Here is a 13,877-nt window from a genome sequence, read left to right on the forward strand (position 1 = left end):
ACTGCAACCTCTGCTGATTTAACGGAAACACAATTAGTCACAGTTACCATCACAGGTGTTAATGGTATTGCAACTATTACGGGTAATTCAACCGGCACTATTACAGAAGATTCTAACGCACAATTAACCGGTATATTGACTATTGAAGATGAAGATACCGCTGAAAATTTCTTCGTTGAACAAAACAATACTCAAGGCTATTTCGGTATGTTTAATATTGATAGCAACGGTAATTGGACATTTGATTTAGATAACTTCAATACATTTGTTCAAGAAATGTCTTTAGGGGAGCAATTTACAGATAACTTCCTTGTTTGGTCTATTGATGGTACAGACTCACAAGAAGTCATTATCACTGGCTCTGGAGCTAACGATGCACCGTATGCTGAGCCCGATGTAATAACATTCAATTTAAATATGGATAGTGTTTATACCATTGATGTGCTCAATAACGATATTGATATTGATGGAGATGTACTATCTATCGTAGGCACTAAATCCAGTCTCGGTTCGGTAAGCACTGACGGTGAAAATATCACCTTAACAACCCAAACAGGGTTTATTGGTGAAATAGAATTGACTTACACTATAACCGATGGGCACAACGCATTTTCTGAAGGAACTGTAGCTGTTAGCATCGCAGGAACCTTGGCTGAAGAAGCCCCTGTCATTAACGTTCCTGCTAACGTTGAAGTTAATGCTTCAGGTTTGTTTACAAAAGTAAATTTAGGCCTCGCAACTGCGCTTAATGCGCAAGGACAGTCAATTCCAATATCATTGGCTAGTAGAGATGCATTATTTAGCCCTGGCAAGAGCATTGCTTATTGGCAATCAACAGATCCTTTAACAGGGTTGACTACAACAGCAAGTCAAAATGTAACTGTTCACCCAATTATCTCTCTTGCTAAAGATCAAACTTCAGGAGAAGGAAAAACAATAAGCGTTGACATTCTACTTAACGGTAAAGCACCTAAATATCCTGTAACCCTTACCCTTGATATCAGCGGTAGTGTGGATGAAAATGATTACCACATTGACTCCCAAGAAGTGATCATTGAGTCAGGAACACACAAAAGTGTCATGATCGATATTGTACAAGACAATATTATAGAAGGAGATGAAACACTTATTGTACAACTTAATGGAGTAAATATTAGCGAGCGATCAAGTCAAGTCATTACCATTGTTGAGAGTAGTATTGCTCCTAAAATTTCTTTGAGTAGTTCGCAAAATGAAGAGACACGTCAGCTAATTACTCCTGATGGAGGCTTAGTTACTATCTCTTCAACCATACTTAATCCAAATAACGATAATGTAACTACACAGTGGCTATATGATCCAGAACTAAATATCCAAGACGTTGACGATTACAATCTTACATTCGATCCTAGTGATTTAAGTACTGGAATATACAGTATTGGGATGACTGTTATAGGCGATGGAGAAGGAGCTTTAAGTACCACCCAAAAAATCTACTTCGAAGTACTTTCGAGTTTAGCTGTGTTAAACGATATCGATTCTGATGGCGATTTAATACCTGATAATGAAGAAGGTTATAGTGATAGCGACCAAGATGGTATTCCTGATTTCCTCGACACTATAACTCATTGTAATGTAATGCCTGAGCAGGTATTAAAGCAAAGTACTTTCTTAGTGGAAGGTGATCCAGGCGTTTGTATACGCAAAGGTAACACATTAGCGGCAGCCGAGACTGGTGGTTTACAACTAACAGACAATGACCTTGAAATAAGTATTGGACTTGATACTGAGGCTGTGAATATTGGTGGTATATTTGACTATATCGCCACAGGTTTACCTAAAACAGGTACCAATTACCAAATAGTATTACCACAGATACAACCTATTCCTGTTGATGCAGTTTATAGGAAATACAGCTCAATAAGAGGCTGGGAAACATTCGCTGAAGATGTGAATAACCAGTTACATTCCACTGCGGGTGAGTTTGGGTATTGTCCACCACCATCAAGCACTCTTTGGTCTAGCGGGCTAACTGAAGGTCATTGGTGTGTGAAGTTAACTATTGAAGATGGTGGGCTTAATGATAATGACGGTTTATCCAATGGAACAATTATAGATCCTGGGGGAGTTGCTGTTATGTCAACTTCTAATCACTTACCTGTTGCTAAAGATGATTATATTGAAATGGTTGCTAACAATACTCAAAGTATTGATGTTCTGAGCAATGATACAGATGAAGATGGCGACGTTTTAGTTATCACCTCAGTAACAACTAATATAGGCTCAGCTTCAATTATTGATGGTAAAGTTTTCTATGAGAGCGCTAATGATTATGTCGGCGATGTCACTATGCGTTATGGTATTAGTGATAAAAATGGTGGTACCGGAAATGCCGAAGTAACAGTTAATATAATATGGAGTAAACCACCTGTTGTTAGTAACGAAAGTAGTACTATCAGCCAAGCAGGTAGTGTTACTTTAAACTTATTAAGCAATGATACAGATCCTGAAATGGAGACATTAAGTTTGCTTTCTGTAGATAATGCCGATGTTACTTTCAGTCAAGATGGCCAAGCTACCTTTACACCATCAGCGAGTTTTTATGGTGAAATTGAAATTCCATACACAGTACAGGATAGTGCAGGCAATACAACCGAAGGCAAATGGTTTGTTGAAGTTACGGAAGTAAAAGAAATTGCAACTACAACCACTAAAGGTGGTGGTGCATTCTTCTGGCCTTCATTATTGTTAATTGGTTGTTTGATTAAAACTCGTAGGAGTCAAATTTAAGATGAATATTTATACATTTAAAGGTACTTTAAAGTTAAGTGCAGTTGCTCCGCTATTATTAGCGATGTCAACATATGCTAACGATTGCTCAACTATTGATAACGACAAGAGTTATAAACATTGTGATAATCAGATTGGTTGGTACCTTGGGGGAGAGTTAGGTTTTTATCAAACAAATATTAACCAAGATCAAATTAACACTTATTATGAGGAAACAGGTTTTGATGCAAGCACTTCAACAATAGACGATAGTGCTTTTGCGTTTAGTTTAATGGCCGGTTACCAATTAAATACTTACTGGGCAATAGAAGGTTCATACATTGATCTCGGTGAGCGTAGTGTGAGCTTTACTGGAAGCACAGAAGACTTAGATGCTTTTTATGATAATGTTGAGCATGTATACCCCGAGTCGGGTAGTGGTTTATCTCTTGCTGCAGTAGCATCATTACCTATATCTGATAACTTTAAAATATCGGGTAAGCTCGGCTACTGGAGTTGGAAAGGAGATTACACTACCTCTGATGCTAATGGTGATGTAGGTAGTGATAGTATCAAAGGTAATGATGTTTGGTATGGTGCAGAATTGAATTATCGGTTAAATCAACATATTCAAATGTACCTGACGGCTCAACGCTTTAAGCTCGACAGGGATGAAAATGATTTATTTGCTTTAGGTATTCGTTATTACTTTGGTAACTAATACTAGCTTCATTAATTATTGACATTAGTATGATAATATTCTGAACAAGCTTTATAAAAAACAAAGCAGCTTAAGGAAACTTAAGCTGCTTTTTTCATTCTCGAGTTATTGATATAGTTTTAAGTTTATACCAATTCCGATAATTTTCTGGTCTAGCTGTGCGAAGGTAAAATATTTAAAGACAAGGCGCNNNNGAAAGGAACGTAGGGTTTAAGTATTTTAACCAGTACAGGTGATCAGTAATTTAATGAAATAGGTATTAATACCTATTTCATTAAATAAGTGATCTATTTTAAACGGAGATAAAATCATTAAATACAAGGCATTTACTTACATAACTAGTTGTTCTAATTATTAAATAAATAACGCTGTAGTTAGTGCTTTTAGCCCGTATAAATGATCACTTAGTTTGTGAGATTGGTAGAAGTGGTTCTTGCAACTTTGTGTATAGGTAAATTAAATCTCTTTAATAAACACTTTAGAATTACGTTGAAAGTTATACATTTTCTTTTTACTTTCTGGCAACATATCCAATGTAGATTCAATAAAACCTTGTTCTCTAAACCAGTGTCCGCTGACTGTCGTTAATACAAATAAAGATGTTAAACCTTGTGCTTTTGCATTGGCTTCAATCGCTTTAATTATCCTTTCTCCACGGTTACCTTTACGATAATCAGGGTCAATCACTACACAAGCAAGCTCACCAGTATTTGCTTCTGGATAAGGATATAAAGCAGCGCAAGCAATAATCACTTCTTCTTTTTTGAGCACAGTAAAATAATCAATTTCCATTTCAAGCAATTCTCTAGAACGCTTTACTAACACCCCTTCTTCTTCAAGCGGTTGGATTAATTCTAAAATACCGGCAACATCATCTATGGTTGCTGTAGCAGTTAACTCATGGTGATCTTTTGCTATTAACGTTCCCGCACCATCACGAGTAAATAACTCTTGCAGTAATGCGGTATCACTTTGGTAACTAACACAATGACAACGTTCAACACCATTTTCACCACTTTGAATAATTGAGCGCAATAATAGCTGGCGAACATGATCATCATTTTCATCGAGTAAGCTTTTCACGGTACGCACACTACAGCTACGGATCAACTCGCCTGACTTATCAATCAAGCCTTTGTCTTCAGTAAAGGCAATTAACTTATCTGCTTTAAGGGCAATTGCAGTTTGTGTGGCTACGTCTTCTAACGCTAAATTAAACACTTCACCTGTAGGTGAATAACCCATAGGAGATAACAACACAATCGAGCCGTAATCTAATTGCATGTTAATACCGTCAGAATCAATTCTTCTTACCGAGCCTGTGTACTTATAATCTAAACCATTACGCACACCCATAGGTTTGGCAATAACGAAATTACCTGTACTGACCCGTATTTGCGAGCCATGCATAGGTGAATTCACTAACCCTGTAGAAAGTAATGCTTCGATGTGCAAACGCAATGAGCCAACCGCATCAGTAACTGCCACTAAGGTTTCGGAGTCGGTTACTCGAATATTATTAACTACGTTTTCAGTAAGGTTACGTTGCTTAATTCTGTCTTCAATTTGTGGTCGTGCGCCGTGCACCACAACCAATTTAACCCCCAAGCTACGTAATAACGATATATCATGAATAATATTGGCAAAATTAGGGTGTGACACTGCTTCACCGCCAAACATAAGCACCACAGTTTTACCACGATGCGCATTGATATACGGCGCTGCGTTTCTAAACCATTTTACGTAATTTTGATCACTGTTATTCATAGTTTCCATTTTTATAACTCAGAACTTTACTTGTAAAAAAGTGACTTAAAAAGTCATTAAAAAAAAGGCTGTTAAACTCCGCTAATAAGCAGAAGAGTTTAACAGCCTCTTATACGTTTATAGCGTAATACTATTTAGCTTGACCGACAATATATTCCATGGCGACTTCGTCATCAGCATTTTTATTTGCACTTGGTTCACTGTCTTCAATAATATTCTCAGCCAGTGAGTTTTTATCAATCGGTGTAAAACCAAGTTGCGCAAAGTATTGTGGAATATAAGTTAATACAATAACTTGTGTTAATTCCATTTGATGAGCAAATTCAAGTAAATACTGAACAAGTGCTTCGCCTTGTCCTTGTTTTTGCGCTTCATCTTTAACAACAACAGAGCGTATTTCAGCTAAGCCTGTTTCATAAATATAAAGTGATGCCGTACCAACAACTTCACCATCTATTTCTGCTACAACAAAGTTTTGAATACTATGAATAATCTCATAACGTTCACGTGGTAGTATTTCACCTTTATCAGCCCAGTAATTGGTTAACTGGTGAATACTATCAACATCAGACATTCTTGCTCTACGAACCGACATTGCCGCCGCACGCTGTGCATTTAAACGCTGTTTAACTTGCTTTAAAGCAACTTTAATTTGTTGTTTGCCTGGTGCGCCAACAACTTGTTCATTTAAGATTTCTTCGTTACCTGTCGCTAATGCTTTTTGCACTTGTGAACGAGATGTTCCACCAAGCGCAACACGCTTATCAAGCGTTGATTCAATAGATAAATGCTGATAAACATCTTGCTCTATTTTGTCACTAAACTCTTGTAGTTGAGTAAGCGTTAAATCTTCTAATGGAACAGATTTAGCAATAGCCGCTAATACTACTTCACCAACAATGTGATGTGCTTCACGGAACGGAATATCTTTACCTACTAAGTAATCAGCAAGTTCAGTTGCGTTAGCATAACCTTGTTGAGCTGCAGCTAAAGTACGAGAACGGTTTACTTTTAAGCCATCAGCTACAAGTACTGCCATTTCCATACATTCTTCCCACGTATCAAGTGCGTCGAATAAGCCTTCTTTGTCTTCCTGCATATCTTTATTATACGCAAGAGCCAATGCTTTCATGGTAGCTAACATACCTGTTAACGAACCAAATACACGACCTGCTTTGCCACGAATTAATTCACACGCATCAGGATTTTTCTTTTGCGGCATTAATGATGAACCTGAGCTAACTAAATCGCTCATTTCAACAAAGCCCGCTTCACCTGAATTGTAGAAAACTAAATCTTCAGCAAAACGTGATAAATGCACCATTGAAATACTCGCTGTCGCTAATAATTCAATTACATGATCGCGATCAGAAACCGCATCAAGACTGTTCATAGTCGCAGTTCTAAAACCTAAACGACCTGCTAACGCATTACGGTCGATTGGGTAAGCAGTACCCGCTAAAGCACCTGAGCCAAGTGGCGAAACATCTAAGCGGTAAAGAGCATCTTTAAGACGACCAATATCACGGTTAAACATTTCAACATAGGCTAAACACCAGTGGCCGAATGTAACAGGTTGCGCACGTTGTAAATGCGTATAACCTGGTAAAACCGTGTCTTTTTCACGTTCAGCTAAGTTCATCATTGCTTGTTGTAAATTAACAAGTGCTAGTAATAAATCGCCGCCTGTTTCTTTACACCACAATTTTAAATCTGTCGCTACTTGGTCGTTACGACTACGACCAGTATGGAGCTTCTTACCTAAATCACCAGTTTTTTCAATTAACTGAATCTCTACCCAGCTATGAATATCTTCCGCGTCAGATAGCAAAATTTGCTTAGGGTTCTCTTCCACAGACACTTTTAATTCTTCTAAAGCTTCTATTAAGCGAACTAATTCATCATCACTTATAACGCCTACTTCATGAATAGCTTGCGCCCATGCCATTGAACCAACAATATCTTGTACTGCCATACGGTAATCAACCGGTAGCGAGTCGTTGAATTTTTTAAACTGTACACTCGCTTTTTCTTTAAATCTTCCGCCCCATAAAGCCATTATTATTTATCCTTTTGAGAAAGTGCAGTAATACGGCTAGATAAGCTGAATAAACGGATAAAACCTTCTGCATGTTTTTGGTCGTAAACATCATCAGCACCAAACGTAGCAAACTCTTCAGAGTATAAGCTGTTTGGAGAACGACGTTGTACAACTTGCGCCATACCTTTGTATAACTTAACAACAACATCACCAGTAAGTTTTTCAGCAAAAGAAGCAGCAGATGCTAATTGTGCTTTAGCTAACGGTGTAAACCAACGACCATCATAAATTACGTGTGAAAATTCATGACCTACAGATTCACGGTATTTAAGTGACTCTTTATCAAGTATTAATGTTTCTAAGCCTTTGTAAGCAGCCATTAAGATTGTGCCACCTGGAGTTTCGTAACAACCACGAGACTTCATACCTACTAAACGGTTTTCTACGATATCAATACGACCAACACCGTGTGCAGCACCTTTAGCATTTAGGTACATAAGTGCATCGTAAGCAGCATTTGAGAAGTCTTTCCCGTCAACTGATACTAATTCGCCGTCTTTAAAGCTTAACTCTACTTTTTCTGGAACATCTGGCGCATCCATTGGATCAACCGTCATAGTCCATACTTCTTTAGAAGGCTCACACCATGGGTCTTCTAATTCACCACCTTCGTGAGAGATATGCCATGCGTTTGCATCACGGCTGTAGATTTTAGTTAATGATGCTGAACATGGAATGTTACGCTCTGCTAAATAAGCAAGTAAATCTTCACGTGATACCATGTCCCACTCACGCCATGGCGCGATTACAGTTAACTCTGGTGCCAATGCTGCGAAACAAGCTTCGAAACGAACTTGGTCGTTACCTTTACCGGTACAACCGTGACAAAGTGCATCTGCACCTACTTTAAGTGCAACTTCAACGTGCGCTTTAGCAATAACTGGACGAGCCATAGAAGTACCTAGTAGGTATTGACCTTCGTATACTGCACCAGTTTTTAAAATTGGGTAAACGTATTCTTTAATGTATTCTTCTTTTAAGTCAACAACGTGACATTCAGAAGCACCTGAAGCGATTGCTTTTTCTTGAATACCAACAAGCTCTTCTTCGCCTTGGCCAACATCAGCACAGAAAGCAACAACTTCACAACCTTCGTAGTTCTCTTTTAACCATGGAATGATTGCCGAAGTATCTAAACCACCTGAGTACGCAAGTACTACTTTTTTAATCTTTTTCTTTGTTAAAGCCATTTTAAATCTCTCTTAAATGTTAGATTTGACTAGTTAATATTTTTATCAGCATAGTCTAAATTATTTCTTTATTTTGTCTAATTATTAACTGATGTATTTATCAGTTATTTTTTCAATTTCTTGTGACTTATCGAAGAGCCACTATTAATTAATCATTGTTCGTTACGCTCTTTGTTACAAGAACAAGAAAAAAGCACGGAGCATACATCGTATGTGAGTACTTTTGACGCAGTTATTGTGACAAAGAGTTAGAACAATGTTTAATTACTGAATAGGGCTACTAGTACTGCGTTCTGTGCCCACATTCTGTTTTCCGCTTGTTGGAATACCTTTGACATATCGCTATCAAAAAGTTCCGTCGTAATTTCTTCTTCTAAATGTGCTGGCTGACAATGTAATACCGTTGTCGCTCCCGCTTTTGCCATCAACGCATGGTTTACTTGGTACGGAGCAAATTTTGCTAAAACTTCAGCTTTTTTGCTTGGGTCTTCATCACCCATAGATACCCAAGTATCGGTATAAATAACATCTTGTTGACCAATAGCATCAATATCATGGGTTAAAGTGAACTTACTACCTGACGCTTGTGCTAACTTTTGTGTTTTTTCACTAAGACTAGCTTCAGGTCCACAACCTTCAGGACAAACTAAAGTGAAGTCTACACCTAAGGTAGCTGCCATAATCATTAATGAATTAGACACATTGTTACCGTCACCCACGTAAGCAAGTTTTACTTGGCTTAACTCAGGGTAGTTTTCACTTAGGGTAACAAAATCAGCAAGCGCCTGACACGGGTGATATAAATCACACAAGGCATTAACTACAGGTACGGTCGCGTGTTCAGCTAAACCTTTAATTGACTCGTGACTAAAAACACGGGCAACAATAGCATCAGCAAAACATGATAAGTTTTTAGCGTAATCACTAACGCGTTCACGTTCACCTAACTTGCCATTTTGTTGACCTAAGTAAAGTGCGTGACCGCCTAGCTTATTAATACCCATATCAAAACTTACATGGGTTCTTAATGATGGCTTTTCAAAGATCATCGCTACCGACTTACCCGCTAATACTTTCTTATAAGCTGCGGGATTTTTCTTAATGTTAATCGCTAATTCGATTAATGCTACTAATTCATTTTTAGTTAGCTGATCATCAGCTAAAAAATTTGATAATTGTGTTAATTCATTCGACATAAGTCTAGTCTCTAAAATTGAGTTCGAGTGCTGTAATGGTCGTGTTTATGATTTAAGTAGCTACCTTTTATATTCGATAGCTAATTAAGTTAGCTTAACTTGGCTGTATTTGTGTGCCAATACCCTGACCATCAAGTAATTGAGTTATTTGCTCAGGCGATTGCCAACTAGCAACCGCGATGCTTCGACCTAATTGCTGGGCAGCTAGTAAGGCAGCGTTTACTTTCGCCGTCATACCGCCAGCAATAACACCTTCTTCAATAAGTTTGTTAGCTTGTTCACCATTTAGTGATGTTAAGTATTCGCCATTAGCACCTTTAACACCATTAACGTCAGTTAATAATAATAATTGTGCATTTAATAACTGACAAATAGCAACAGCTGCATCATCTGCATTAACGTTAACTAAGTCACCGTTGTCTAAAGCGCCAATAGAAGAGATAACAGGTAAAAACTTACCATTAAGTAAACTATCTAATAACTTGCTGCTTTTAGGTTGTGGAATTCCCACTTGTCCTAAGTCTTGCTCAGATAAAGTACACTTTATCATTTCGCCATCATGTAAGGCCAAACCAACAGCAGTAAGTGACATGCTATTTGCAGTGGCTACAATTTCTTTATTAACAGTACCCGCTAATGCGCCACTAATAAGTGGAATTTGCGTTTTAGGTGTAACACGTAAACCGTGTTTCTTTTCCGTTGTAAAACCTGCTTGCGCTAACATTTCATCAACTACCCAGCCACCACCATGAACTAACACAACGTGCTTGTCTTTTAATTCAGCAATAACCGCTAATAAGGCACTAAGGGCTGATTCTTTTTCAAGGATGGCGCCACCAATTTTTATGACTAATGGCTTTACTGTTTTTTCCACTGCTTGAGTTGAGAAGGAATTGCTCATTTAACTACCTTAAATGCTTTAGCCTATTTCAACTTATTTTAAGCTGAAGACTCTTACTGATTAACTTAATTGATTAATTCAACTGATTAACTTAACTGTTAATCAACGAATATTCGCTTGGTAAACCTAATGTTAGGTTAAAACATTGCATTGCTTGTGATGACGCACCTTTAAGTACATTATCAATAGCACAACTTACCACAACAACTTGTTTTTCTTCATCATACTGCCAATGTACATCGGCGAACGGTGTATAAGCAACATTACCAATTTCAGGCCATTTTTTAACAATTCTAACTAATGGTGTATTCGCATAAGCAGCTTCAAAAGCTTGGTCTACTTGTGCACTGGTGGTGCCAATTTTAAGCTGTAATGTCACCGTTGACAACAGTCCACGCTTATAAGGTGCTAAATGCGGGTTAAATATTACTGAAACGTTTGATTCTTGTGATATTTCAGGCTGATGTCTATGTTGTAAAATATTGTAAGGTTTTAAGCTCACTTCATTAAAATTAGTCGCTAGAGAAGCATTTCTACCTGCACCACTTACACCACTGATACCATTTACAACCACTAATGAATTTTCAACGTGTAGATTATTAGTGGTAATAGGTTTTAAACATAATAAGCTTGCTGTTGGGTAACAACCAGGCACAGCTACTAAGTTAGTATTAGCAATAGTTTCCGCTTCCCATTCAGCTAAACCGTATATAGCTTTAGCTAAAGCGTTGGTGTCCGCATGCTCAAAACCGTAATATTTAGGGTAATCTGTTGCGTCTTTTAATCTAAAGCCACCTGATAAATCAAATACTTTTACGCCAGCATCTAAAAAGGCTTGTGCCCAATCTGCACTAAAATCATGCGGCGTTGCAAAAAATACTACATCAAGGTCAGCTGCGTATTGATCAAACCATGCTTGCGAAAAAGATTTTAATGGTAAATCACACACACCTTGAAAACGGCCATGTAGCTCACTAAATAATTTACCTTCAGAACTGCTGTTTTCAGAAACAACAAGGTGAGATATTTCGGCGTGAGAGTGTTTACTTAATAAGCCTACAAGTTCAGCACCGGCATAGCCGCTAGCGCCAACAATAGCAATTTTTTGTACACTGTTATTCGATTCTGATATAGCCTTTGACATATTGGAGGTAGCCTTATTTGAGCATGTTATTTACACTTAAAGCAGTAAGGTAACATCAAGTGGGTAGTTATGCAACTAATCCGCATAACTATTTATTTTTATATTGCATTTATTATTTACATTTATGGGTCAACTATGACGACACTGCCTAATTTTAGTGAAAGCTTAAGCCAATTAATTGCCTGCCCCTCGATTAGCTCTACACATGACAGTTGGGATCAAGGTAATAAAGCCGTAATCCAACTGCTTGCCACTTGGTTTGAACAACTTGGTTTTAGTATTGAGATACAAGCTGTACCCGACACTAACAACAAGTTTAATTTACTCGCTAAATTAGGTACTGGCGAAGGTGGGTTATTACTTGCAGGCCACAGCGACACTGTTCCTTTTGATGAGAATCGTTGGCAATCAGATCCTCATAAAGTAGTAAGCCAAGATGATAAGTTTTTTGGTTTAGGCACTTGTGATATGAAAGGTTTTTTCGCGTTTATCCTACAAGTTTGTAAAGAATTAAAAGCAACTCAACTTAAAAAACCTTTATATATTCTCGCCACTGCTGATGAAGAAACAACCATGGCTGGGGCACGATTTTTTGCCCAAAGCCAAGCAATAAAACCTGACGTTGCTATTATTGGTGAGCCAACAAACCTTGTACCTGTGGTTATGCATAAAGGTCACATGTCGCACCGTATCAGTGTTGAGGGTAAATCAGGGCATTCGAGTAAACCAAGTTTAGGCGTTAATGCCATTGAAATAATGTATAAAGTTATTGGTCAATTAATGGCGTTGAAAGAGCGCTTTGATCAAAATCACCACAACGATGCTTTTGACGTACCCGCCCCAACCTTAAACCTTGGCGCAATTTCAGGTGGCGATAATTCCAACCGTATTTGTGGGCACTGTCATTTAGATATTGATTTACGCTCGTTACCTGGCATGACTGATAATGAACTCGTTGGTTGGCTAAGTGATGCTTTAAAACCTTTAGCTGAACATTACCCTGGTAGAATAACCTTTGTCGAGTTACATCCGAGCTCACCAAGTTTTGAACAAAAGAAGCCAAGTACCTTTATAGATATTGCCGAAGAAATTAGTGGTCATAGTTGCTGCGCAGTTAACTACGCCACCGAAGCACCTTTCATTCAGCAATTGGGTTGTCAAACTATTGTGTTAGGTCCTGGCTCAATTGACCAAGCGCATCAACCGAATGAATTTTTAGCGCACAGTGAAATTGATAAAACAGAGAAGTTACTTACCAGAATGATTCAGCAATATTGTTTGTAGTTGGAGCATAAGAAGAAATAATTAAAAAGCAGCCGTATTTAATTCTGTAAAAGAAACCTACGAAGCTCTCTTTCTTGTCGCATTACATGCAAAATATAAACTTTGTCGCTATCTACTTTATAAAAAACACGACAGGGATTAACAATAACTTCACGATAATTTAAGTTAGTTAACTCCTGTGGTATTTTACCTGATTCAGGGTGATCTTCTAACCTAGATATTTTATCAAATACTTTTTGAGTCAAGCTCTTAGCTGCGGAAAGGTTACTTAAAGCAATATATTCCGCTATATCGTTTAGGTCATCAATAGCTGGTGATGTCCATACTATTTCAGCCATTTGCTCATTTTCTCTTTCGCTTCCTGATTTGAAAATGTATGACCATTTTTAATTGCTTGTTCACCGCGTGCAACACCTTCAAGAATTGCCATTCGTTGCTGCATGAATTCATAATCCTCAACATCAACTAAATACGCAGATGGTTGACCATGTTCAGTAATTAACACTGGCTCCTTAGATATATGAAGATCAGCTAAAATCTTAGTGGCTTGACGTTTAAGGGTAGTAACAAGTTCAACTCTCATGAGAAATCCTATTTAAACATTTAACAATGTATCACAATAGTATCACATACAATCGAGGTTACAACTATACGGCTAACGCCACAATAACCGAGCGGAGCTTTGCCTGGTCTTGAGCGAAGCGAACCGTAATTAACTATATTCAACTACTAGTTTGGCGCATTGACGCTGTTTTGTCGGGCGTCCATCTCATCATATATGGAGGCTATATTATACCAATTTGATTAAGTTCTTTCCCACTCAGC

At 37.9% G+C, this 13,877-nt stretch carries 11 protein-coding genes; 3 read left to right on the plus strand and 8 right to left on the minus strand.

Annotated elements, in window-relative coordinates:
- The coding region (locus KO502_RS00230; protein ID WP_216020545.1) for a cadherin-like domain-containing protein at positions 1 to 2,769 on the plus strand (2,769 nt) is incomplete at its 5' end.
- A 1-nt stretch (position 2,770) separates the two neighbouring features.
- Positions 2,771 to 3,469, plus strand: a complete 699-nt coding sequence (locus tag KO502_RS00235; protein WP_216020546.1) for an outer membrane beta-barrel protein — start codon at positions 2,771 to 2,773, stop codon at positions 3,467 to 3,469.
- A gap of 456 nt (positions 3,470 to 3,925) precedes the next feature.
- Here the strand turns inward: KO502_RS00235 and argA are convergent, their stop codons facing one another.
- From argA to argC, 6 genes are all read right to left on the minus strand, one after another.
- Complete coding sequence (argA, locus tag KO502_RS00240) at positions 3,926 to 5,236, minus strand: amino-acid N-acetyltransferase (RefSeq protein WP_216020547.1); 1,311 nt, start codon at positions 5,234 to 5,236, stop codon at positions 3,926 to 3,928.
- A gap of 130 nt (positions 5,237 to 5,366) precedes the next feature.
- Positions 5,367 to 7,295 carry an argininosuccinate lyase gene (argH, locus tag KO502_RS00245; protein WP_216020548.1) on the minus strand — a complete coding sequence of 643 codons (1,929 nt, stop codon included), beginning with the start codon at positions 7,293 to 7,295 and terminating at the stop codon, positions 5,367 to 5,369.
- Positions 7,296 to 7,297: 2 nt separating this feature from the next.
- Positions 7,298 to 8,527, minus strand: a complete 1,230-nt coding sequence (locus tag KO502_RS00250) for an argininosuccinate synthase (protein ID WP_216020549.1) — start codon at positions 8,525 to 8,527, stop codon at positions 7,298 to 7,300.
- Positions 8,528 to 8,787: 260 nt separating this feature from the next.
- Positions 8,788 to 9,723, minus strand: coding sequence for an ornithine carbamoyltransferase (locus KO502_RS00255; RefSeq protein WP_216020550.1), 936 nt, complete (start codon positions 9,721 to 9,723; stop codon positions 8,788 to 8,790).
- 94 nt (positions 9,724 to 9,817) lie between these two features.
- Positions 9,818 to 10,624, minus strand: coding sequence for an acetylglutamate kinase (gene argB / locus KO502_RS00260; protein ID WP_216020551.1), 807 nt, complete (start codon positions 10,622 to 10,624; stop codon positions 9,818 to 9,820).
- Between the two features lie 91 nt (positions 10,625 to 10,715).
- Positions 10,716 to 11,768, minus strand: a complete 1,053-nt coding sequence (gene argC / locus KO502_RS00265) for an N-acetyl-gamma-glutamyl-phosphate reductase (protein WP_216020552.1) — start codon at positions 11,766 to 11,768, stop codon at positions 10,716 to 10,718.
- A gap of 135 nt (positions 11,769 to 11,903) precedes the next feature.
- Here argC and argE point away from each other — a divergent pair, with 135 nt between their 5' ends.
- Positions 11,904 to 13,052 (plus strand): acetylornithine deacetylase, encoded by a 1,149-nt coding sequence (gene argE, locus KO502_RS00270; RefSeq protein WP_216020553.1) that lies wholly within the window; start codon positions 11,904 to 11,906, stop codon positions 13,050 to 13,052.
- 38 nt (positions 13,053 to 13,090) lie between these two features.
- Here argE and KO502_RS00275 read toward each other — a convergent pair whose 3' ends face one another.
- Together KO502_RS00275 and KO502_RS00280 are read right to left on the minus strand one after the other, a co-directional pair.
- A complete protein-coding gene (locus KO502_RS00275) occupies positions 13,091 to 13,390 on the minus strand; it encodes a type II toxin-antitoxin system RelE/ParE family toxin (RefSeq protein ID WP_216020554.1) in 300 nt (99 codons plus the stop codon).
- Positions 13,378 to 13,635, minus strand: coding sequence for a type II toxin-antitoxin system Phd/YefM family antitoxin (locus KO502_RS00280; RefSeq protein WP_216020555.1), 258 nt, complete (start codon positions 13,633 to 13,635; stop codon positions 13,378 to 13,380). The genes KO502_RS00275 and KO502_RS00280 overlap by 13 nt, the downstream gene beginning before the upstream one ends.
- Between the last annotated feature and the right edge of the window lie 242 nt (positions 13,636 to 13,877).

This window comes from Colwellia sp. E2M01 (assembly GCF_018860585.1).
Classification (GTDB): domain Bacteria; phylum Pseudomonadota; class Gammaproteobacteria; order Enterobacterales; family Alteromonadaceae; genus Colwellia.

What these genes read in the sequence shown, in the direction of transcription:
- argH (WP_216020548.1), bottom strand. Translation starts at nt 7,295, where the DNA reads ATGGCTTTATGGGGCGGAAGATTTAAAGAAAAAGCGAGTGTACAGTTT.
- KO502_RS00255 (WP_216020550.1), bottom strand. Translation starts at nt 9,723, where the DNA reads ATGTCGAATGAATTAACACAATTATCAAATTTTTTAGCTGATGATCAG.
- KO502_RS00275 (WP_216020554.1), bottom strand. Translation starts at nt 13,390, where the DNA reads ATGGCTGAAATAGTATGGACATCACCAGCTATTGATGACCTAAACGAT.
- argB (WP_216020551.1), bottom strand. Translation starts at nt 10,624, where the DNA reads ATGAGCAATTCCTTCTCAACTCAAGCAGTGGAAAAAACAGTAAAGCCA.
- KO502_RS00235 (WP_216020546.1), top strand. Translation starts at nt 2,771, where the DNA reads ATGAATATTTATACATTTAAAGGTACTTTAAAGTTAAGTGCAGTTGCT.
- KO502_RS00280 (WP_216020555.1), bottom strand. Translation starts at nt 13,635, where the DNA reads ATGAGAGTTGAACTTGTTACTACCCTTAAACGTCAAGCCACTAAGATT.
- KO502_RS00250 (WP_216020549.1), bottom strand. Translation starts at nt 8,527, where the DNA reads ATGGCTTTAACAAAGAAAAAGATTAAAAAAGTAGTACTTGCGTACTCA.
- argE (WP_216020553.1), top strand. Translation starts at nt 11,904, where the DNA reads ATGACGACACTGCCTAATTTTAGTGAAAGCTTAAGCCAATTAATTGCC.
- argC (WP_216020552.1), bottom strand. Translation starts at nt 11,768, where the DNA reads ATGTCAAAGGCTATATCAGAATCGAATAACAGTGTACAAAAAATTGCT.
- argA (WP_216020547.1), bottom strand. Translation starts at nt 5,236, where the DNA reads ATGAATAACAGTGATCAAAATTACGTAAAATGGTTTAGAAACGCAGCG.